Source organism: Bradyrhizobium sp. WYCCWR 12699 (genome assembly GCF_032144035.1).
Taxonomy (GTDB): Bacteria; Pseudomonadota; Alphaproteobacteria; order Rhizobiales; family Xanthobacteraceae; genus Bradyrhizobium.
Window position 1 is genome coordinate 744,892 of sequence record NZ_JAVTJN010000036.1, and the last position, 20,441, is coordinate 765,332.

The window sequence follows — 20,441 nt, forward strand, 5'->3', positions numbered from 1 at the left end:
GGCGGGACGCAAAGTCCCGCCGCCTTTTCGTTGTGCCGCTAGCTGAACATCTTGTTGAGCTCGCCGCCGGGATAGCCGCTGCCAAGCTCGGTGAACGTGCCCTTCTCTGCCATCTCTTTCGCCGCGCGCATGAAGCCGCCCCAGGCGGCGCGGGCGAGCGAGCCGCCGACGCTGATCCGGCGCACGCCGAGATCCTCGGCCTCCTTCAGTGACAGGCCGGACGCGCCGATCAACAGGTTGAACGGCTTTGGCGCGACAGCCTTCACCACGGCGCTGATGTCCTCGCGGGTCTTCAGGCCCGGCGCATAAAGGCAGTCGGCCCCGGCGTCGGCATAAGCGGTGAGCCGGTCGATCACCAGCTTGAGATCGGTCACGCCCCACAAATATGCTTCGCAGCGGCCGACCAGCAACGTGCCGCTGTCGCCGATCGCCTTGCGCGAGGCCTTGATGCGGTCGACCGCGAGTGCGCGCTCGTAGATCGGCTTGTCCTTGTCGCCGGTGGAATCCTCGATCGAGAGGCCGGCAACGCCGGTGCGCACGCAGCGCTCGACATTGTCAGCGACCCTGTCCGGCTCGACCGCGAAGCCCCCCTCGAAATCGGCGTTCACGGGAATATCGACCGCCGAGCTCAATGCTGCCAGATGCTGACAGATGTCCTCTACGCTGACGTGGTTGTCGGCCTTGCCGATGGTCCAGGCAAAGCCCGCGCTCGACGAGGCGATCGCCTTGAAACCGAGATGCTGCAACGCCTTGGCGCTGCCGACGTCGACCGGATTGGGCAGGATGAAGCACCCGCTCTCGTGCATCTTCTTGAAGGTCGCGCGCTTGTCCGCCGTCGTGACGTGCATTGTTGTTCTCCGTTGTTGGCCGCGCACAGATAGGCGCGGGTGAATGCCTGCGCTAGTGCGCGTCGTGCACGGCGCGACTGTCCTTGGGCGCTTCGTCCCGATCGGTCATGCTGTAGTCCCTGACGACGCTCGCAATGCGCAGATGATAGTCGGCAAAGATCTGCGCCCTGCCCTTGGCCTGGGTGCGGCGATGCTCCATCGTGTTGCGCCAGGCCGCAACCGCCGCCTCGTCCCGCCAGAACGACACCGACAGGATCTTGCCCTTGTCGGTCAGGCTCTCGAAACGCTCGACCGAGATGAAGCCGTCGATGGTTTGCAGGATCGGCTTCAGATCGGCGGCGAGGTCGAAATAATCCTGGCGATGTTCGGGCTTGGGCCAGACCTCGAAGATCACGGCGATCATGGGCGTCTCCTTTTGTTTGAGCACGATCCGGAAAACCGCGCTGCAATTTGCGCGAACGCGGCCCTTCGGGTCCGGATCATGCTGGCGTGGCCTACAATACCACCTGACGCAGGAAGGTGCGCTCTTCGGCGAGGATGAATTTGTGCTCCTCGGCGAAATGGAAATTGGCCATGCCCTCAGTGTCCTGTCGCAACCGGGCGCGATAGGCCTCATAGGCGGCCAGACTCTCGAAGGTGATCAGCCCAAAGGCGATGTTGTTGGTGCCCTCGTGCGGCATGAAATAGCCGATCAGGTCGCCACCGCATTTCGGGATGATGGTGAGCCAGCGCTTCGAGTACTCTTCGAATTGCGCGCGCTTGAAGGGATCGAGCTGGTAGCGGATGAAGACGGTGACGGACATGATGGGCTCCTTGTTTCCACGCCGTCATTGCGAGCGCAGCGAAGCAATCCAGGAACCCCACCGCGGAGGTAGCCTGGATTGCTTCGTCGCCAGTGCAAATTGCTTCGCAATTTGTCACGGGCTCCTCGCAATGACGAACTGATGACACGCTACGGCCTTGCCCGACTACAATGCTTCGGCTACCATCGAAGCATGAAATCAGGACCCGACATCGCCATGGTCGCCTCGCTGGTCGGCGACCCCGCCCGCGCCAACATGCTCACGGCGCTGATGAATGGCCGCGCGCTGACGGCGAGCGAACTGGCGCAGGAGGCCGGCATCACGCCGCAGACCGCGAGCTCGCATCTGGCCAAGCTCGAGGCCGGCGGGCTGGTCGAGCCGGAGAAGCAAGGCCGCCACCGCTACTATCGCCTCACCGACGACGACGTCGCGGGCGTGCTCGAAGGTCTCGCAGGGCTCGCCGCGCGCACCGGCCATATGCGGGTGCGCACCGGACCGAAGGACCCGGCGCTGCGGCGCGCGCGGATCTGCTACGACCATCTCGCCGGCGATCTCGGCGTGCAGATGCTCGATTCCTTGCGCGAGCGGAATCTGGTCAGGCAGAAGAAGCAGGACATCGAGCTGACCGCCGAGGGCGAGCGCTTTCTCGCCAGGCATCTGCAGATCTCGCCCGACATGCTCACTCATCCGCGGCGCCCGGTGTGCAAGGCGTGCCTCGACTGGAGCGAGCGGCGGCATCACCTCGCCGGCACGCTGGGGGCTGCCATGATGCAGCGCTTCGCAGAGTTGAAATGGGCGGCGCGCGACGCCACGCCGGGCAGCCGCGTCGTGAACTTCACCCGCACCGGCGAGAAGCAGTTTGCCGCGCTGTTCGGCAACGTAAAGGACTGACCGGCGCGCGCTCCCATTGCATCCTGGAGTGCTCCGGCGGCACGGCAGCTTGGAGGCTCCGGCCGCCGGCGCCATTTCTGTCGCCTCAGGCCCTGTGCGAGGGAACGTTCATGCCGCATTCAGGTCATGATTGGCAGGTTTGGATCGCGCTGTGCCGATATGTTGCAAGATTTGACATGTCGAATCGCGTCTTTTGATTCATTGTGCGCCGCGAGCGCCGCCCCCCAAAGACTTTCCCCCAAGGACGAGAAGGAAGATCAAATGAAATACCTGTTCGCCGCCGCCGTGCTTGCCACCGCTGTCGTCGGTTTCGGTGAGGGGGCCAGCGCCGCTGAGGGCTGCGGCCGCGGCTTCTATCGCGGTCCCTATGGCAATTGCCGCCCGATGCGCGGCGCGGTCGTGGTGCGCCCCGCCCCGGTGGTGGTCGCCCCGCCGGTCGTGGTCGTGCCCCGCGCGCGCGTATGCCCCTATGGCTTCCGCTGGTACGCCGGCCGCTGCCGCCCGTTCTGATCTCGTCGCATCGCAAGATGGCCGCGCGGCGAAAGCCTGCGCGGCCATTTTCGTTTCGCGGCTCACCTGACGATTCGCATCGAAATTGAAGCACCTCCGAATCGAAACGGGGACCGCTGGCTGCGATCCCCGTCCAATTCGCGCGCTCTGGCGAGCTTACCAGTAATGGCGGCGGTGCCAGCGCCGGTGATGCCGGCGCCAATGACGGCGGCGCCATCCCCAGTGGCCGTGATGGCCATGCCAGTGCACCTGCTCGGGCGTCAGCTTGGCGGCCTCCTCACTGGTGGTGACGGCGGGATGAGCGTCGGCATTGCCTTGCGGCGCACGTGCGGGATCAATGACGGGCTGCGGTGACAGCGGCGCGGCCCGCGCGGTCGCGGCGAAGGCGGCGGCGCCCGCCGTCACCCCCAATGCAAGTTTCAAAAAGTTCCGGCGCTCCATGGCTTCTTCCTCTTGGATCTTCGTGCAAGTGATGCAGAGGAAGTGTCGCGGCCACGACATGAACCGAAGCTGAATCGCATGTTCAGACTCGGTGCGAAGCGGACATTCGCTGTGCTTTACGTGGAAACTTCCTGCGCCAGCACCAGCGTCTCGCGCGAGCGCTTCACGTCGGGCCAGTCGCGGTTGAAATCGGCGACGAGCTTCTGCAACGCGTCACCTTCCAGCATGGCCGCGAGTCTGGCCTCGTCGTCGAACTGATACATCGCCACGTGCAGCGAGGGATCATCGAGGCTCCAGAACCGCGACGCTCGGCTCACGCCGAAGGCCTCCACCGCGTCGGGCAGATGTTCCGTCTCGTACCATTTGTCGAAGGCAGCGCGCTTGCCGGCGTCGGGGACGATGGCGCGGACGACGAAGAAGGCGGCGGGCATCGGGTTCCTCCTGGTGTTGGCGCGAGCCTAACCGGTCAAATCGCCGGCGGCAAAAAGAGTTGGCACCGGTGTCGGAACGGGCGCCCCTCGCTCGTCCTTTGTTCGAACCAGGACACGGAGACAGCAAATGGCCGACCTCACCCTCACCACCTTCAATTGGGTTCCGGAACCGCCGCGTGGCCTCGTGCGCGATCTCAGAGTGCGCTGGGCGCTGGAAGAAGCCGCCCTGCCCTATCGCGTCGCCAGCACGCCGTTCGACGATCGCGGGCCTGCGCACCTCGCGCACCAGCCGTTCGGGCAGGTGCCGTGGCTGACCGACGGCGACATCTCGATCTTCGAGACCGGCGCAATCCTGCTTCATCTCGGCGAACGCAGCGAGAAGCTGATGCCCACAGATCCGCGCGGCCGCGCCGAGGCGACGGCTTGGGTTTTCGCGGCGCTCAATTCGGTGGAGATGGCAAGCCTGCCCTGGGGAATGTCGAAGTTCATGGGACATCCGACCGACACGGCAGCCTGGAAATTCGTCGACGACTTCCTCAAGCTTCGGCTAAAGCATCTCGAGCCGGTGCTGGCGGGTCGCGAATGGCTGGCGGGCTCCTTCTCGGTCGCCGACATCCTGATGGCGGACGTGCTGCGCCTCGTCGACATGTTCGGCGGGCTGGCGGACAGCCCCGCCTGCCGCGCCCACGTCGCGCGCGCCACCGGCCGCCCGGCGTTCATCAAGGCACACGCCGACCAGATGGCGCATTTTGCTGCGGCGGACGCTGACCACAAGCGTTAGGCAAAGGCTGCAATTTGCTGTTCCATCACCTCGACGAGCGCGGGTCGCGTCGGCAGATGCCCGCGCTCCAGGGATGACTGCTCTAGGTCGCCAGGCCGGCGAACGCCAGGCGATCGGTCTCCTCGCGACTTCCGGACGTGTAGTACGGGTCCGTCCAGCTATCATCCTTCTTCAATCCCGCGATGCGCGCCTCGACGCTCTTTTTCTTCTTGCCGCCTTTGGTCTTTCCCTCCACATGCGCGCGAAACCAATAGTGCTCGAACATGCGCATGAATTCCGTGATGTAGATGTCCATCACGGCGGTATCGCCACGAATGATCAGGCTGTTCTCGTCGTTGGTTTTCGTCGAGTTGTTGGAGAAATTGGCTGACCCCGTGACCAGGATCGGGTCCTGCCCAAACGGATCGATCGCGATGATCTTGGAGTGGATGTGAACTCCGGAATGGTGGAAGCTCTCCTCATGCTCGAGCAGCCGCCCCTGGAAATCGTGCAGCGCCGAGCTCAGCGTGGTTGCAACCGAGACCTGGTTGGCAGCGTCGTGCTCGAGCAGCTTCACGGCTCCCGCCTTGCCGAACGAACTGCCCTTGTCCGCCATCAGAAAGCGCAGCGTGCCCTTCGGCGTCTTCTTGAAGGTTGCGAGAATCTTCGGATGCAGGACGAAGGGCGCACTGACCATCACGATCTTCCCGGTCCGGCAAAGCTCCGCGTAGAGATCGATCATCTCCAGCTTCGACTGGGGAGAGAAGATCGGCGTGACCCCGTGTGGAATGCTGTCGCGATCCTTCGGCACCGGCGTCAAGAACTGGGTGTGCTTCTTGATGTCCCTGGCTGAATCGTTGTTGTACAGCGACTGGAAATAGTCGTTGTACGCCGTGGCGATCTTCACATTGTAGCTGGCGTGTCCCAGGTTGAGCTGGCCGTAGATCGCACCGTCGGTCCAGTTTGTCGATCCGGTCCACACCGCGATCGGCTGCATCGATCCATTTGCCCCCTTCTTCAGCAGAACGACGAATTTGTTGTGCATGATCGCGCCTTGTGGATCCGCATCGCGAGGTTTGGCGAAGGTGATCCCTGCCGCCGCGATGGCCGCGCGATTCCTGGCCGCCGTCTTGTCCGCTGGATCAGGCTTGCCCTGCTTGCTCTTCTGTCGCGCGTGGTAGGCGACCTTGACGTCCACGCCACGGCCCGCCGCACGCGTCAACGCTTCGAGCAGCTTGGGCTTCTGAAATTCGTAGATCGCGGCATGAACGGCATAGCTGGAATCGACCGCCTGGCCAATAAACCCGATCAGCGCTTCCTCGAGTCCGCGCGAGAGCCACCATAGAGCGTCGGGAATCCTGGCGGGGTCGTTGTCGCCATAGCGGCTATTATAGGCGCGGCTCGCGGCAGCTCCACGATTGAAGAACACCGAAGCATCATGGCCGTGGTTGTTTTCCGTTTTGACCTCGACCGTCACGCCGCCCTGAATGGTGTCGAATTCGCGGCGCCGCTCGGCTTCCTTGCCATCCTGGACGATCTTCGCCGCCGGATCGTAGCGCGGAACGACGCGGTAGCGATAAGACTTTCCGGGATCGACCGTGTAGTCGCCCCAGCGGAATTTCTGCAACGGAGCGCGAGCGGTCGACACCATCGGAGCGTCCTGATCCGGCGCCCGCGGCGGAGCGTTCTTGGCCGCTCCCCTTTTCTTGGCGGCCTTCTTGGCGGCCGGCACCGGCTTCGGGTCCGCCTCGACCGCTGGAATGGCGGCCTGCGCGATGTCGGCTGCGTCGAGCGGATCGACGTCGAACCGAAGCATGTTAGGCAGCCAGCGCCGCGCGCCGGTGTCGACATCCGTCCGCTCAATGGTGAAGCCGAGGCAGCCCTTTCGCTTCGACTCCTCCAGATCCATCGCCAGCAACACGTTGTTTGAGCCAGCAATGACACGCAGTGTCAGTCCATCCTTCGATGCCCGCGCTCGCATGGGAAAATTCCTTATGAAAAACTCAAAATCTACCCCTAGGTTATACGATTTATCATGTGTCGCAATACGTGCATTCTTCCGCCGCGGCGGACAAGGCCCGCGGAGCGTGATCCGCCTCACAGAATCAATCCAGCACCCGGCCTACAGTCGCCAGCACCGGACGGAAGCAATTGAAAGGTGACCCATGGTCCGCATCGAATATCTCAAGCGACAGATCGCCCGCGCCGAGCGGCTAGCCAAAGCCATCCTCGACCGCCAGACCGCCGACCGGCTGCAAGCCTTCGCCGCCGAATGCCGCACGGAATTGTCGGAGCTGACGCTCAAGACCGCCGCGTAAGGCGTGGTGGGGCCGGCTGCGCGAGATATGTAGGGCGGATTAGCGAAGCGTAATCCGCCACTTCCCCATCCAATAACGCAAACCTTGGCGGATTACGCTGGCGCTAATCCGTCCTACACCTCACACCAGCTTCAACGGCGCATCGGCAACGACGCGCAGGTCAATACTGCCGATCAGGGCCGCACGACGCGCCTCCGCCGCGCTGATGGCCTCGTCCGTCTGCCGCAGCGTCGAGACGTTCGAGCCGAGCGAGACGATCCCGCCGAGCACCAGCGCGATCGATCCGAGTGCGGCGGTCTGACCGAACCCGAACACGCCGAGGATCGTCACCACCAGCAGCGCCGCCCCGCCCCCGATCGCGATCTTCGACGCGAGGATGTACTTGCGGCAACGCTCGGCGATCTCGGCGAGAGCCTCGATGCGATCTTCAATGTCGGAGATTTCGTCGGTCGGATCGTCTTCGGTCATTGGATCGAGGATGCCGATTGTAGGGCGGATTAGGCGTAGCCGTAATCCGCCGCGTTCGGATGAGTGGCAGGTTACGCTTCGCTAACCCGCCCTACGCGGTCCTCACAATGGCAGATTGTCGTGCTTCTTCGCCGGCGCTTCGACCTTCTTGTCCTTCAGCATCGCCAGCGCCCGTGCGATCCGCTTCCTCGTCGAATGCGGCATGATGACGTCGTCGATGTAGCCGCGCTCGGCGGCGATGAAGGGGGACAGGAAGCGGTCTTCGTATTCCTTGGTGCGGGCGGCGATCTTGTCGGGATCGCCGATGTCACTGCGGAAGATGATCTCGACCGCGCCCTTGGCGCCCATCACGGCGATCTGGGCCGTCGGCCAGGCGTAGTTCATGTCGGCGCCGATCTCCTTGGAGGCCATGACGTCGAACGCGCCGCCATAGGCCTTGCGGGTGATGATGGTGACCAGCGGCACGGTGCACTGCGAATAGGCGAACAGCAGCTTGGCGCCGTGCTTGATGAGGCCGCCATATTCCTGCGCGGTGCCCGGCAGGAAGCCCGGCACGTCGACGAAGGTGACGATCGGGATGTTGAAGGCATCGCAGAAGCGCACGAAACGCGCGGCCTTGCGCGAGGCGTCCGAGTCGAGCACGCCGGCCAACACCATCGGCTGGTTGGCGACGAAGCCGACGGTGCGGCCCGCAATGCGGCCGAAGCCGGTGACGATGTTCTTGGCAAAGCTCTCCGCGATCTCGAAGAAGTCGCCCTCGTCCACGACTTTCAGGATCAGCTCCTTCATGTCGTAAGGCTTGTTCGGATTGTCGGGGATCAGCGTGTCCAAGGACATGTCGACCCGGCCGATGTCGTCGAAGCTCGGCCATTCCGGCACGCCGTCGGTGTTGTTGGACGGCAGGAAGTCGATCAGGCGGCGCATCTGCAGCAGCGTCTCGACGTCGTTCTCGAAGGCGCCATCGGCGATCGAGGAGCGCGTGGCGTGCACCGAGGCGCCGCCGAGCTCTTCGGCGGTGACGACCTCGTTGGTCACGGTCTTCACGACGTCGGGGCCGGTGACGAACATGTAGCTGGTGTTCTTCACCATGAAGATGAAGTCGGTCATCGCGGGCGAATAGACGTCGCCGCCGGCGCAGGGGCCCATGATGACGGAGATCTGGGGGATTACGCCCGAGGCCAGCACGTTGCGGCGGAACACGTAGGAATAACCGGCGAGCGCGGCGACGCCTTCCTGGATGCGGGCGCCGCCGGCATCATAGAGGCCGATGATGGGCGCCCTCGCCTTCATCGCCATGTCCTGGAGTTTCGTGATCTTCAGCGCGTGCGTTTCCGACAGCGAGCCGCCGAACACCGTGAAGTCTTTGGCGAAGACAAACGTCTTGCGGCCGTTGACCGTGCCCCACCCCGTGACGACGCCGTCGCCGGGGATCTTGTTCTTCTCCATGCCGAACTCGGTGGAGCGGTGCTCGACGAACATGTCGAACTCCTCGAACGATCCCTTGTCGAGGAGCAGCTCGATCCGCTCGCGCGCGGTCAGCTTGCCGCGGGCGTGCTGCGCCTCGATGCGCTTCTCCCCGCCGCCGAGCTTGGCGCCGGCGCGACGATCTTCAAGGGCGTCCAGGATGTGCTTCATTTGCTCCCGCCAGTTCTTAAGCCTAAATGCGATTGCCGGGGGTTCTAACACGGCATTTTGCAAGCCGGAAAGCGCCTTTCGGCGCCGCAGGGCTGCCTTGAAGCAGCGGGAAAGCGCAAGGAATTCCAGAGTTTTGCCGGCTAGGCGATAGCGGGCGCGGGAATGGCCGGACGGCCCGGCTTTCCCATTCACCCGGCCCGGCCGGGGCGGCTCGCAGAGGCGCGCCTGATCCCGGCCGGGGCCTCGCAAATTGGTGTCCCCGCCCGGTTGACCGGGCCTGCCGATTCAGGCTTGCTCCGCATTCGCGATCAGGCGCCGAATGTTGCGTGAGCCCAGTCGGTACGGCGGCGGTCACCACAGCCTGGCTCAAGCGTCACACATGTCCGCGACGGTCGTCCCCCTGCCGCCGAACTCATCGTCAGATACCGTCGACTTCCTGCGGCGCATGGCCAGCATGGTGTCGGGGCGGAATGGCGAGATGCTGCTGCGCGCCGCGAGCCTGATCGAGCAGCTCGGCCAGCGGGCGATGTCGGCCGAGCGGCTGTATCACGAGCAGCAGAACGAGAGCACGCGCAACGCCGAGCTGCGCGAGGCGGCCGAGCTCGCCTCCGACGCCATGGTCGGGCAGATCGACGTGCTGCGGGCGCAGCTTGCCGAGGTCACCGCGGCAGCCGCCGCCGAACGAGCCGCCTTCGATGCCGAGCGCGGCAAGCTGATCGGCCTGATGCAAAATGCCGAGAGCCATATCGTCAAGCTCACGACCGAGCTGGATGCCTTGCGCGCCTCCGTCGACAGCCTCAACGAGACCGCGGTCTCGGTGCCGGTCGAGGTGCTGCGGTTGGCGCGGACGCAGTTCGATTTCCTCTCCGCCGGCTTTGCCCGCAAGGGCGACGTGATCTCGCAAGCGATGAGCGAGATCGGCGGCTTTGCGATCGACCAGGCGCTGACGGCGAAGAAGACGGCCGACGAGGGCTGAGGTCGACCCGCGGCAAATTGACAGCGTGCAAGTCCGTTGGTCTACTCCCTGAAAATCACACGGGAGGATCCGATGCCGACGGCATTCCGCGCCGCCATGGCGCTCATTGCGCTCTGCGCTGCCGCCGGGCTCGCTTATGCGCAGTCGCTGCCCAAGGAAGTCGCCACCCGCGCCGAGATCTACCCGATCCCCTCTCTGACTCTCTCCGACCAGCAATTCCTCAGCGGCGATGCGGCGGCCGGCAAGCCGGTGACGGTGGCCGGCGAATTCCGCGTGGCGCAGGGTACCGGCAAGCTCCCCGTCGTGGTGCTGATGCACGGCTCGAGCGGCGTCGGCGCCACCACGGAAGCCTGGGTGCACGCCTTCAACGCCATGGGCATCTCGACCTTCGTGATCGACGGTTTCACCGGCCGCGGGCTGACGGTGGTCGGGCCGAACCAGGCCCTGCTCGGCCGGCTCAACCTGATCATCGACATCTACCGTTCGCTGGAGATCCTGGCGAAACACCCCCGCGTCGATCCTGACCGCATCGTGCTGATGGGCTTTTCCCGCGGCGGACAGGCAACGCTCTATGCAAGCCTCGACCGCTTCAACAAGCTCTGGAACAAGTCGGGCATCCAGTTTGCGGCGTACGTCCCGTTCTATCCGGACTGCTCGACGACGTATGTTGGCGACAGCGAGGTCGCCGCGCGCCCGATCCGCATCTTTCACGGCACGCCCGACGACTACAATCCCGTGAAGAGCTGCAAGGCGTTCGTCGAACGGCTCAAGGCAGCGGGCCGTGATGTCGTGCTGACCGAATATCCCGACAGCGCGCACGGATTTGACAGCGGCCTGCTCGGCGTCAGCACCGTTGCGGTGTCAGCCAATGCGCAAACCGTGCGCAACTGCCGGATCAAGGAAGGCGACGGCGGCGTGCTGATGAACGGCGAGACCAACGCGCCCTTCACCTACAAGGATTCCTGTGTCGAGCTGAACCCGCATGTCGGCGGCAATCCAAAGACGGCCGCCGAGGCGCGCAAGGCGGTGGAGGAGTTCTTGCAGGTTTTGTTCAAGCTGGGGTGAATGCGCAGAGAAAAATCGTGGGCACGGCGCTACGCGCCATTGCCCACCCTGCGGCAGCTGCGCATGGTGCGCCACATACTCCGTCATTGCGAGCGCAGCGAAGCAATCCAGACTTCCTCAACGTAAAAACCGAACTTCTTCGTCGCATCAGCGAGTTCCTCGCAATGATGGGCCGAGAGAGTGAGACCTACGGCTCGCCCGGCTTGAACGGCTCCTCCTTGCCCGGCGGCACGGTTTCCTCCGCCATGGCCAGCAGCATTGCGACCATCACGTAATTGCCGGCGAGTGCGGTGAGGTCGACGATTTGCTGATCATTGAACACCTTCTTCGCCCGCGCGTAAGTCTCGTCAGTGACCTTCTTGGTCGTGGTAAGCTCAGTGACGAAATCGTAGACCACGGTCTCGTCCTCGGCCATCTTCGACGGGCGCTTGTTGGCCTTCAGCTCCGCGATGATATCGGAGGAGAGGCCCGCCTTGGCTGCCAGCGGCGCATGCGCGAACCATTCCACCTGCGAACGCCATTGCCGCCCGATGATCAGGATCGCGAACTCGTTGAGCTTCAGCGGGACCGAGGTCTCCCAGCGCAGATAATGGAACAGGTCGAACAGGCGCTGGCCCAGCACGGGGCTGCGGATCATAGGATTGTAGGGACCGCCGATGCCGACGCTCGACACCTTCATGATTTGCTCGCCAAGCGGCTTCTGCTTGGCGTCGAGCTGGTCCATGGTGAGCTGCGGAAAGCGAGGCTCCTTGCTGGTGGCGGGGCCGGCAAACATGGTGGCGGCGAGCCAGCCGCCGGCTGCAGCGAGCGTAAGCGACGACAGCCAGAGCGGTGTTGAGTTCATTGTTGTCCTCCCGGTTTTCTTTCTTGGCCGGAAGGATGCTAGTCGAGCGGCGCTGGCGCGACAGCGCTAGATCGCGCCGATCTCGGCAAGGCAGGCCTGCGTCAGGCTCATGCGCTCGCCGACGAGGCGCGGCTCCTTGCAATCCATGTTGAGCGCGAACACCGTGTGCGCCTCGCCCTTCTCGGCCCAGCCAACCATCCAGCCGAGCGACGGCTCGCCGCGCTCGGCTCCGAGCAGGCCGGACTTGGCGCGGATGACGGCCTCGCCCACCTTGGTCACCGGCAGGATGTCGGCGACCAGATCCTGACTGCGCTTCGAGATCGGCAGCGCGCGGCGGCGCAGCCGGTCAACGAAATCGATCTGCTCGACCGGATCGACGCGCAAGGCTCCGGTGAGCCAGAACTGGTCGATGCCGCCGCCGATGTCGCGATTGCCGTAGTCGAACTCATCGACATATTTCTGCATGCGCTCCTGGCCGATGCGGCGCGCGATCTCCTGATAGACCGGCACCGCGCTGACCGCGATCGCGCTGCGCAGCGTGTGATCCTTGTTCCAGGCTTCGATCGGCCGCTTCACACCATCCCACGGGAAGACGTCCTTGTCGGGATCGGTGACGACGCCGGTCTCGAGCGCGATCAGCGAGTTCGGGATCTTGAAGGTCGAGGCCGGCAGCTTGCCCTCGCCCGAGCGCTCCTTGTCGCTGGCGACGATCAGATAATCCTCGACCTTGTAGCCGACGAAGGTGCCCGATGTGCCGAGGTCGGTGAAGCGCTTTGCGAGACTGTCACGGATCTCGTTGCGCGGCGGCGCGACGTGGGCGAGCGCGCACTGCGGCAGGATGGCAGATGCGGCAAGAAGGCTGAGAGTGGAGCGGCGGGTGAGCAAGAGCGATGTCCATTGACTGATGAAAGCGGCCGCGACCATGCAGACGCTCCATGGTAAAACGATGACAGGTAGGACCTACCGCCCCCGGCCCGACAGCCGCAGCACGAACACCAGGACCTCGGCGACGGCCTTATAGAGGTCCGGCGGGATCTCCTCGCCGAGCTCGACCTTGGAGAGTGCGCCGGCCAAGACCTCGTTTTCCTCGATCGGGATGTCGTGCGCCTTGGCGATCTCGACGATCTTCTCGCCGATCGTGCCTTTGCCCTTGGCGACGACGACGGGCGCGCCAGAGCCCTTCTCGTAATGCAGCGCGATCGCGAGCTTGGATGGATCACTCATGTGGCGCGATCCAGGAAGTGGCCGGCGCGGGCCGGTGCCGGCTGCGGCGGCGTGCCGTCGCGGACCAGGATGTCGCCGGGGTTGAGCTCGGCCCTTACCAGGGCCTGGTTGAGCTCACCGATGCCGGCGCGAAGCTGCTGCGCGGTCGCCGTCCGCTCCGCCCACATCCGCACGAAAGTCTTGTCGCCGTTCAACGTGATCAGAGCGTGCACCGGGCCGGCGGGCTCGACATTGAGCGTGAAGCGCGCGCGCCAGGCCTGCTTGGCGGGATCGGCGGATTCGCCAGCACCATCGCGCGAGATCTCGAACTGCGCCATCGCGGTGCCTTGCGGCGTCGCAAAGGGGATCTCGAAATTCCACTGCGGCACGCTGGGATCAACGCGGTGACCGCTGGCGTCGGTGCGATCGGGGAGCGAAGCGACCTGGAGCAGGGTCTGCCGCGCGATCGCGGCATCGGTCTCGTCGAGCAGGCGATGCACGGTCGCGGAGAGCGGCGCATCCGGCGCGAGCGATGGCGAGGCGATCGATTGCGCAGATGGCAGCGCGCCACGGAACGGGGGCGGTATCGCGCGGGCCGCGGCTTCAAAGAGGTGGCCGTCGGGCACGGCCTTGTTGGAGCCGGGCACGTTACCGGTAAGGCGCGGCAGGTTTTGCGTGACCTCCTGCAGCAGGCTTGCGGCAAGGCCGGCGGACATGCGCGGCATCGCCATCTGCGGCGCGTCGGCCGCCATATCGGCCAGCACCGCGGCCGCGGGATTGGCGTTGCGCGGCGTTTGCGGCTGCTGGGCAATGTCGGGGGCGATCGACGGCGAGACGGTCTGCGCGACCTCACCCGCTGGCTGCGCCGGCGCGGCGGCGACCTGCGGTGTCGCCGCGGTGCCGGCCGGAATCGTGGCGCCCTGGCTTTGCGGTGCGGCCGTCTGGATCGTCGCCAAGGTCTGGCGCAGCACCAGCAGCGCTGCCTTCAAATCCGGAACGCTACCCGAGGACGGGGTCGTGCCTGCAGCCAGTGATGCCTCGAGGAATAGTCCTGACTTCTGGAAGGCGGACTCGACGTCGCTGCCATCGAGGGCGCCGTTGAGCTGTGTTTGCTGTGCCAGCACGTCCAGCACCGCCTGCTTCAACCCCGCCGGTAAATCGCTGCCGGTGACGACGGCCGCCAGATCAGCGAACAGCGGCGCCTGGCTGCCCTGCTTCGTCACGGCCTCGGCCGATGCCGCGGTGACGGCGACCTGCTCCAACGGCGTGAGCGTATTTCGCGGCACGCTCGCCGACGGCGCCAGCGGCGGGCTTTCCACCAGCGAGGCGGCGCGGGGCGTCAGCGTGATCTGATCAGTGGCGGCCTCGCCTGCCCCGCTCATGACCGCAAGGCGGATGGTGCCGTCGTTCTGCGACACCGCGAGCTGCAGATTCTGCCCCGGCGTCAGCGCCACCTCCGACATCACGTCCATCGAGAGGTTGGCGATCGCGATCCGCACCAGATTGTCGGCCATCACGCTGACGACCCTGGCATAGACGACGCTGCCGGCCTGAAGCACGAGGTCCGGCGTCGTCGCATCAGCCGCGGGGCTGGGCGCACTGACGGGAAGGATGGACGTGACGGGCGTCGGCATCTCAGGGGGCCCAAGGAAGCACTGGAGCGAGCACTCCCCCCACCCTAGCGTCTACGTCGTAAACCTCTCGTTAAGGACCTTTGGCCACGGCCGCCCCTGACCGCCGCCAAGACCGTCACGGCGGCCTCGAAATCCCGGAAGCGCGTGGCCCGGCGGCTAGCTGCCTCCTCGTCCACGCCCCATTGCTCGGCGTTCCAGTCCTCGTCGACATGGGCGGCGGCCCAGACCTGGTCGGCATCGTGCACGTCATGGGCCAGCGCCAAGGCCAGCAGCGCCGAACCGGTCAAGGTGGTCACCACGTGGAGCGCGGCGACCGACCAGGCATCCTCGGGCAGCGCGGTGCGTGCCGCCTTCAGCGCTTCGTCCGGCTGCCTCACATGCATGACGCCCTCGGACAGAATGAAATGCGCCCCCAGCGTCTCCGCGGCCCAGAACAGCACGGGATCCCAATGCGCGGCCTCGCGGGCCACGAGCCCTTCCGGGTGGCCGGCGCGATAGAACACCAGGTCGGACTCGAAGTATTTTGCAAGGTCGTCGCTGACGACCCCGACGCGGTCGACGACGCCTTCGACCACGCTGTTGGCGATCCGCGTCAGCGGCATGGTCACGGGATCGATGCTCGCACCCTGGGCCGCCCATTCCGCGGCGACGCGATCTGCGAGCGACCGCGCAGGGATCACGACCTGGCGGCCAGACGGCGTGCGGATCGGCTTGCCATCGAGCGTGATGGCAAAACCGCCCTCGGCCTCGGTGACGCCGGCCTCCTTGTAGAAGCGCTTGCGCAGCGGCGTGCGCGCAGACGCGCGCGCCGATTCCCGCGGATCGGGCGGAGGCTGGCCTGCGGCTTCTTCGAACAATTCGCGCATGTGAGTTTTCGGTCCCGGTCCCTGGATGCTAGGCTTTTAAGATAAGATCGGGGGCCGATAAAGCGAGCGGAGGGCATGAGGGAACTTGCGGGCATTGCGGCCCTGTTCACCGGGCTTTCGCTGGCCGCGGCGGAGGCCGGCTTCCTCACCCCGGAATCGCTGGTCCGTAACATCTATGCCCATTACGGCGATGGCGCGCCGGAGCTGTCCAAAGGACTGCCAAGGGATACGGCCACCGCCCGGCAATTCTTCGATCCGGCCATGCGCAAGGCCTGGTCCGCGCCGCGGGCCGAGCCGTACGACTTCCTGGTGCAGAGCCAGAGCTGGAAGCTCGGCCCGGTCGCCATCGCGGTCGTTCGCAGGCAATATGACAAGACCTATGTCGCGGCAAATTTCGACAATCGTGGCAAGCCCGTGACGCTGAACTTCATCGTCGTCAACGGGCCGGAGGGCTGGTTGATCACGGATGTCGAGAGCCCGCATGACAGTTTGCGGATGTTTCTGGAGCAGTTTCGGAAGTGAGGGGTGAACCGATCGCTGCTTCCCCAACGTCATTGCCAGCGCCGCGAAGCAATCCAGACTGCTGCCGCGGCGGCAGTCTGGATTGCTTCGTCGCCAGGGCTCCTCGCAATGACGGGGTGGTGGCGAGCCGTGCGCCCCCTACTCCTCCGGCGCGTTCTCGATCGGGTCGAACCGGCTGGCATCGAGTCCGAGCAGATTCCACGACTGCTGCATGTGCGGCGGCAGCGGCGCCGTGGCGTCGATCACGCCGCCGCGCGGATGCGGAATGACGATGCGGCGCGCGAGCAGATGCAGCCGGTTCTGCAGGCCTCCCGGCAATTGCCAGTTCTCGATGTTGAAATATTTGGGATCGCCGACGATGGGATGGCCGATATGGGCCATGTGGGCGCGCAGCTGGTGGGTGCGGCCCGTCACCGGCTTCAGCGACACCCAGGTGAGCTTGTTGCCGGCGGTCTCGACCATCGCGTAATAGGTCACCGCGTGGCTCGCGCCCTCGTCACCGTGCTGGGCAACGCGCATGATGGTGTCGTCCTCGCTCTCCTCCTTGGCGAGGAAAGTCGAGATGCGACCCTGCTTCGGTTTCGGCAGGCCCGGCACCAGCGCCCAATAGGTTTTTCGCGCCGACCGCGAACGGAACGCGCCGGTCAGATGCGAGGCGGCAAAGCGCGTCTTGGCGATCAACAGACAGCCCGACGTCTCGCGATCGATGCGGTGCACGAGGCGCGGCTTCTGGCCCTTGGCATCGCGCATCACCTCAAGCATCTGGTCGATGTGCCGCGTCATGCCCGAGCCGCCCTGCACGGCAAGGCCGGCCGGCTTGTTGAGGACGAGGACGTCGTCATCCTCGAAGATCGTCATCTCCTTCAGCGCCTTGAGCGTCTTCTGCGCAGCTTCCGAGAGCTCGCCGACGACCTTCGGCGCATCGAGCTTCAGCGGCGGGATGCGGACGCTCTGGCCCTCCTCCAGGCGATCCTTGCTGTCGACGCGCTTGCCGTCGACGCGCAGCTCGCCTTTGCGGACGACGCGCTGGATGTGGGAGAACGACAGGCCGGGAAAGCGCGCTTCGAGGAAACGGTCGACGCGCATGTTGTTCTCGTCGGCCGTCACCTTGACGGTCTGCACCTTGGTCGGCAGCAGCGGCTCGACGGATTTTGCCGGCACAGCCCTCTCCGGCTCAGCCTTGAGCGCTCGCCGCTCGGCACGCTCGGGGGCACGTCGCTCGGCACGCTCACCGGCAAAGCGCGGCGGCTTGCCGCCGGGCTTGCTGCTCGGACGCGGGCCAGCTTTCTTTGCGCCGCGTGCCTGATGCGGACGGGAATCGTCGCGCTCGTCACGCGAGCGCGGCTTCGGGTTCATTCTCTTGATGCGGCGGCTCATGGTTGCCTGCCTACCCTAAAAGGCGGCTGCCGTCACGGCGAAATGGCCGTTTCTAGCCCGAGCCGCCCCGCTCCTTGCGCAGCTTGGCCCAGTAATCCAGCCGCTTCCTGATCTCGCGCTCGAAGCCGCGCTCGGGCGGGTCGTAGAAGGTCTGGCGGCCCAGGGCTTCGGGGAAGTAGTCCTGGCCGGAAAAGGCGTCGGGGGCGTCGTGGTCGTATTCGTAGGCCGCGCCGTAGCCTTCCGACTTCATCAGCTTGGTCGGGGAATTGAGAATGTGCTTGGGCGGCAGCAGCGAGCCGGCTTGCTTGGCGACCTGCATCGCCGTGCCGAAGGCGGTGTAGACGGCGTTCGATTTCGGCGCGGTGGCGAGATAGACCACGGCCTGCGCGATGGCGAGCTCGCCCTCGGGATGGCCGAGGAAGTCGAAGGCGTCCTTGGCGGCATTGGCGATGACGAGCGCCTGCGGGTCGGCCAGGCCGATGTCCTCGACCGCCATGCGCACGACGCGGCGGGCCAGGAACAGCGGGTCCTCGCCGGCGTCCAGCATCCGCGCAAGGTAATACAGCGCCGCATCGGGATCGGAGCCGCGCACCGACTTATGCAGCGCGGAGATCAGGTTGTAATGACCGTCGGCCGATTTGTCGTAGATCGGCGCGCGGCGCTGCAGGATGTCCTGCAACTGCGCGGCGTTGAAGATCTCGTCCGCCCGTGCCGAGCGCCAGACCTCTTCGGCGAGCGTCAGCGATGCCCTACCGTCGCCGTCGGCCATGCGCACCAGCACCGCCCGCGCCTCGTCATCGAGCGGCAGCTTCCTGCCCTCGACCTCCTCGGCATGCGCGAACAGCTTTTCGATCGCCGCTGCGTCGAGCGAACGAAACACCAAGACGCGCGCGCGAGACAAAAGCGCCGCGTTGAGCTCGAAGGACGGATTCTCGGTGGTGGCGCCGACCATCACCACCGTGCCGTCTTCCATCACGGGCAGAAACGAATCCTGCTGGGCCCGGTTGAACCTGTGCACTTCGTCGACGAACAAGAGCGTGCCCTTGCCCATCTCGCGGCGGGCGCGGGCGGCGTCGAACGCCTTCTTCAGGTCGGCGACGCCGGAGAACACTGCGGAGATCTGCTCGAAATGCAGGTCGGTCGCATCCGCCAAGAGCCGCGCCACCGTGGTCTTGCCGGTGCCGGGCGGCCCCCAGAACACCAGCGATCCCAGCGTGCGGGTCTCCAGCATGCGTGTCAGAGCGCCGTCGGGACCGAGGATATGGTCCTGGCCGACGACCTCCGACAGCGTGCGCGGGCGCAGCCGGTCCGGCAGCGGATGCGGAGCTTCCTGGTCGAGCCCCGCCGCCGCGAAGAGCGTTGGCGTCTGCTGTGGTCGCTTCGGACTCATCCGCCCAGCGTGACGTTGATCTGCTGGCCGCCGCGCACCACCGTGATGCGCCAGAGCCGCGGACGTTCTGCGGCAGCTTTCTCGAGGTCTCCGGTCTTGCTGATCTTCTGGTTGTTGACGGCCAGGATGATGTCGCCTTTCTGGAAGCCGACATTCGCAGCCGCGCTGTCGCCGCCGAGATCGGTGATCACGACGCCTTCGGTGTCGGCGTCAAGGTGCAGCTCGTCGGCGACCGCCGGCGTGATGGTCGAGACCTTGGCGCCCTGGAACGGCGAACGCGCCGTGACGACGAGCTCGTTACGTCCCGCATCGGGCGCGGTCTCCAGCGCCACCGTCAGCTTCAGCGGCTTGCCGCCGCGCTGCACGTCGATCTGCGCAGTGCCGCCGAGTGGACGGGTGGCGAAGCGGTAATCGAAAGCGTTGGGATCATCCACGCTCTGGCCGTCGATGCCGATGATGAGATCGGAGGATTTCAGGCCGGCCTTCGCCGCGGGGCCATTCGACACCACGCTCGCGACCAGCGCGCCAGTCGGCGAGCGCAGGCCGAGGCTCTCGGCGATTTCCGGCGTCACCGCCTGCAGTTTCGCACCGAGCCATGGCCGCTTCACAGCCTTGCCGCCGCTCTTGGCGGAAGCGACGACGACGCGCACCATGTTGGCGGGAATCGCAAAGCCGATGCCTTGCGAGCCGCCGGAGCGCGAGTAGATCGCGGTGTTGATGCCGGCGAGCCGGCCGTTCATGTCGACCAGCGCGCCGCCGGAATTGCCGGGATTGATCGCCGCATCGGTCTGGATGAAGAACTGGTAATCGGTAATCCCGACCTGCGTGCGCGCCAGCGCCGAGATGATGCCGTGGGTCACGGTCTGGCCGACGCCGAAGGGATTACCGATCGCCAGCACGACGTCACCGACCAGCAGCTCATCGGAATTGGTGAATTCGAGCGCGGGAAACTTCTCCTTCGAATCCTTCAGGCGCAGCACCGCAAGATCGCTGCGGGAGTCCTTCAGCACGATCTCGGCCTCGAACTCGCGCTTGTCCGACAGCGACACCTTCACCTGGTCGGCGCCTTCGATGACATGGACGTTGGTGACGACGAGGCCGGACGTATCGACGATGACACCGGAGCCGAGCGAGCGCTGCACCTGCTCCTGCTGCTGGCCCGGCACACCGAAGAAGCGGCGGAAGATCGGGTCGTCCAGCAGCGGGTTGCGGTTCTGCACCACCTTGGCCGCATAGACGTTCACCACGGCCGGCTGAACCCGCTGCACGATCGGCGCATAGGACAGCCGCAGCTCGGCCGGCGAGGACGGGACCCGACGGTCCTGCGCCGCAGCCGGATTGAATTGGGCGGAAAAGGCTATGCACGAGGCCGTGACGGCGGCGGTCCAGATCGATCGAAACATTCCTACCTCTTGGAAAAGACTCCGGAATATAGGCGCGTTCGCCCCCCAATAGAAGG

At 65.3% G+C, this 20,441-nt stretch carries 23 protein-coding genes; 7 read left to right on the forward strand and 16 right to left on the reverse strand.

The window, feature by feature from the left end:
* Nucleotides 1-38 precede the first annotated feature (38 nt).
* The 3 genes from RPS27_RS28410 to RPS27_RS28420 all read right to left on the reverse strand — a co-directional run bounded on the left by RPS27_RS28410 (nt 39) and on the right by RPS27_RS28420 (nt 1,651).
* A complete protein-coding gene (locus tag RPS27_RS28410) occupies nt 39-848 on the reverse strand; it encodes an oxaloacetate decarboxylase (RefSeq protein ID WP_194402757.1) in 810 nt (269 codons plus the stop codon).
* Nucleotides 849-900: 52 nt separating this feature from the next.
* A complete protein-coding gene (locus tag RPS27_RS28415) occupies nt 901-1,251 on the reverse strand; it encodes an antibiotic biosynthesis monooxygenase family protein (protein WP_211419206.1) in 351 nt (116 codons plus the stop codon).
* A 91-nt stretch (nt 1,252-1,342) separates the two neighbouring features.
* Nucleotides 1,343-1,651, reverse strand: coding sequence for an NIPSNAP family protein (locus tag RPS27_RS28420; RefSeq protein ID WP_194402759.1), 309 nt, complete (start codon nt 1,649-1,651; stop codon nt 1,343-1,345).
* Nucleotides 1,652-1,843: 192 nt separating this feature from the next.
* On the opposite strand from RPS27_RS28420, the gene RPS27_RS28425 reads away from it, so the two are divergent.
* Nucleotides 1,844-2,542 carry a winged helix-turn-helix domain-containing protein gene (locus tag RPS27_RS28425; protein WP_212068479.1) on the forward strand — a complete coding sequence of 233 codons (699 nt, stop codon included), beginning with the start codon at nt 1,844-1,846 and terminating at the stop codon, nt 2,540-2,542.
* A 261-nt stretch (nt 2,543-2,803) separates the two neighbouring features.
* Complete coding sequence (locus RPS27_RS28430) at nt 2,804-3,052, forward strand: GCG_CRPN prefix-to-repeats domain-containing protein (RefSeq protein WP_212068478.1); 249 nt, start codon at nt 2,804-2,806, stop codon at nt 3,050-3,052.
* A gap of 156 nt (nt 3,053-3,208) precedes the next feature.
* Here RPS27_RS28430 and RPS27_RS28435 read toward each other — a convergent pair whose 3' ends face one another.
* On the reverse strand, nt 3,209-3,493 hold the full coding sequence (locus RPS27_RS28435; protein WP_194402762.1) for a twin-arginine translocation signal domain-containing protein: 285 nt from the start codon (nt 3,491-3,493) through the stop codon (nt 3,209-3,211).
* Nucleotides 3,494-3,609: 116 nt separating this feature from the next.
* A complete protein-coding gene (locus RPS27_RS28440; protein ID WP_212068477.1) occupies nt 3,610-3,924 on the reverse strand; it encodes a hypothetical protein in 315 nt (104 codons plus the stop codon).
* Between the two features lie 127 nt (nt 3,925-4,051).
* Between RPS27_RS28440 and RPS27_RS28445 the strand changes: the two genes are divergently transcribed.
* Nucleotides 4,052-4,705: a glutathione S-transferase family protein gene (locus RPS27_RS28445; protein WP_212068476.1), complete on the forward strand. Its 654-nt coding sequence runs from the start codon at nt 4,052-4,054 to the stop codon at nt 4,703-4,705.
* An 82-nt stretch (nt 4,706-4,787) separates the two neighbouring features.
* Here RPS27_RS28445 and RPS27_RS28450 read toward each other — a convergent pair whose 3' ends face one another.
* Nucleotides 4,788-6,665 (reverse strand): phospholipase D-like domain-containing protein, encoded by a 1,878-nt coding sequence (locus tag RPS27_RS28450; RefSeq protein WP_212068475.1) that lies wholly within the window; start codon nt 6,663-6,665, stop codon nt 4,788-4,790.
* A 184-nt stretch (nt 6,666-6,849) separates the two neighbouring features.
* Between RPS27_RS28450 and RPS27_RS28455 the strand changes: the two genes are divergently transcribed.
* On the forward strand, nt 6,850-7,002 hold the full coding sequence (locus tag RPS27_RS28455; RefSeq protein ID WP_194402766.1) for a hypothetical protein: 153 nt from the start codon (nt 6,850-6,852) through the stop codon (nt 7,000-7,002).
* 120 nt (nt 7,003-7,122) lie between these two features.
* On the opposite strand, the gene RPS27_RS28460 is transcribed toward RPS27_RS28455, so the two are convergent.
* Nucleotides 7,123-7,470, reverse strand: a complete 348-nt coding sequence (locus tag RPS27_RS28460) for a hypothetical protein (protein ID WP_211419200.1) — start codon at nt 7,468-7,470, stop codon at nt 7,123-7,125.
* 102 nt (nt 7,471-7,572) lie between these two features.
* Entirely contained in the window at nt 7,573-9,105 is a 1,533-nt protein-coding gene (locus RPS27_RS28465; protein WP_027549225.1) for an acyl-CoA carboxylase subunit beta, read from the reverse strand.
* A 379-nt stretch (nt 9,106-9,484) separates the two neighbouring features.
* Here RPS27_RS28465 and RPS27_RS28470 point away from each other — a divergent pair, with 379 nt between their 5' ends.
* Entirely contained in the window at nt 9,485-10,081 is a 597-nt protein-coding gene (locus tag RPS27_RS28470) for a hypothetical protein (RefSeq protein ID WP_212068474.1), read from the forward strand.
* Between the two features lie 72 nt (nt 10,082-10,153).
* A complete protein-coding gene (locus RPS27_RS28475) occupies nt 10,154-11,146 on the forward strand; it encodes a dienelactone hydrolase family protein (protein WP_212068473.1) in 993 nt (330 codons plus the stop codon).
* A 187-nt stretch (nt 11,147-11,333) separates the two neighbouring features.
* Here RPS27_RS28475 and RPS27_RS28480 read toward each other — a convergent pair whose 3' ends face one another.
* The 5 genes from RPS27_RS28480 to RPS27_RS28500 all read right to left on the reverse strand — a co-directional run bounded on the left by RPS27_RS28480 (nt 11,334) and on the right by RPS27_RS28500 (nt 15,693).
* Nucleotides 11,334-11,990 (reverse strand): carboxymuconolactone decarboxylase family protein, encoded by a 657-nt coding sequence (locus RPS27_RS28480; RefSeq protein WP_211419197.1) that lies wholly within the window; start codon nt 11,988-11,990, stop codon nt 11,334-11,336.
* Nucleotides 11,991-12,056: 66 nt separating this feature from the next.
* The gene (gene blaOXA / locus RPS27_RS28485) at nt 12,057-12,914 is read right to left on the reverse strand and encodes a class D beta-lactamase (protein WP_409517575.1); all 858 of its coding nucleotides are present in this window, start codon (nt 12,912-12,914) and stop codon (nt 12,057-12,059) included.
* A gap of 36 nt (nt 12,915-12,950) precedes the next feature.
* On the reverse strand, nt 12,951-13,214 hold the full coding sequence (locus RPS27_RS28490; RefSeq protein WP_063195078.1) for an EscU/YscU/HrcU family type III secretion system export apparatus switch protein: 264 nt from the start codon (nt 13,212-13,214) through the stop codon (nt 12,951-12,953).
* Nucleotides 13,211-14,827 (reverse strand): flagellar hook-length control protein FliK, encoded by a 1,617-nt coding sequence (locus RPS27_RS28495; protein WP_313754734.1) that lies wholly within the window; start codon nt 14,825-14,827, stop codon nt 13,211-13,213. Before RPS27_RS28495 ends, RPS27_RS28490 begins: the two co-directional genes overlap by 4 nt.
* A 44-nt stretch (nt 14,828-14,871) precedes the next feature.
* The gene (locus RPS27_RS28500; RefSeq protein ID WP_313754735.1) at nt 14,872-15,693 is read right to left on the reverse strand and encodes an ATP12 family chaperone protein; all 822 of its coding nucleotides are present in this window, start codon (nt 15,691-15,693) and stop codon (nt 14,872-14,874) included.
* 75 nt (nt 15,694-15,768) lie between these two features.
* On the opposite strand from RPS27_RS28500, the gene RPS27_RS28505 reads away from it, so the two are divergent.
* Nucleotides 15,769-16,215 (forward strand): hypothetical protein, encoded by a 447-nt coding sequence (locus tag RPS27_RS28505; protein WP_211419194.1) that lies wholly within the window; start codon nt 15,769-15,771, stop codon nt 16,213-16,215.
* Nucleotides 16,216-16,353: 138 nt separating this feature from the next.
* Here the strand turns inward: RPS27_RS28505 and RPS27_RS28510 are convergent, their stop codons facing one another.
* Genes RPS27_RS28510 through RPS27_RS28520 form a run of 3 tightly spaced genes read right to left on the reverse strand, consistent with a single transcriptional unit; the run spans nt 16,354 to nt 20,385 of the window.
* A complete protein-coding gene (locus RPS27_RS28510; RefSeq protein ID WP_313754736.1) occupies nt 16,354-17,592 on the reverse strand; it encodes an RluA family pseudouridine synthase in 1,239 nt (412 codons plus the stop codon).
* Nucleotides 17,593-17,644: 52 nt separating this feature from the next.
* Nucleotides 17,645-18,982 carry a replication-associated recombination protein A gene (locus RPS27_RS28515; protein WP_259212500.1) on the reverse strand — a complete coding sequence of 446 codons (1,338 nt, stop codon included), beginning with the start codon at nt 18,980-18,982 and terminating at the stop codon, nt 17,645-17,647.
* Nucleotides 18,979-20,385: a DegQ family serine endoprotease gene (locus RPS27_RS28520; RefSeq protein ID WP_194402777.1), complete on the reverse strand. Its 1,407-nt coding sequence runs from the start codon at nt 20,383-20,385 to the stop codon at nt 18,979-18,981. Before RPS27_RS28520 ends, RPS27_RS28515 begins: the two co-directional genes overlap by 4 nt.
* Between the last annotated feature and the right edge of the window lie 56 nt (nt 20,386-20,441).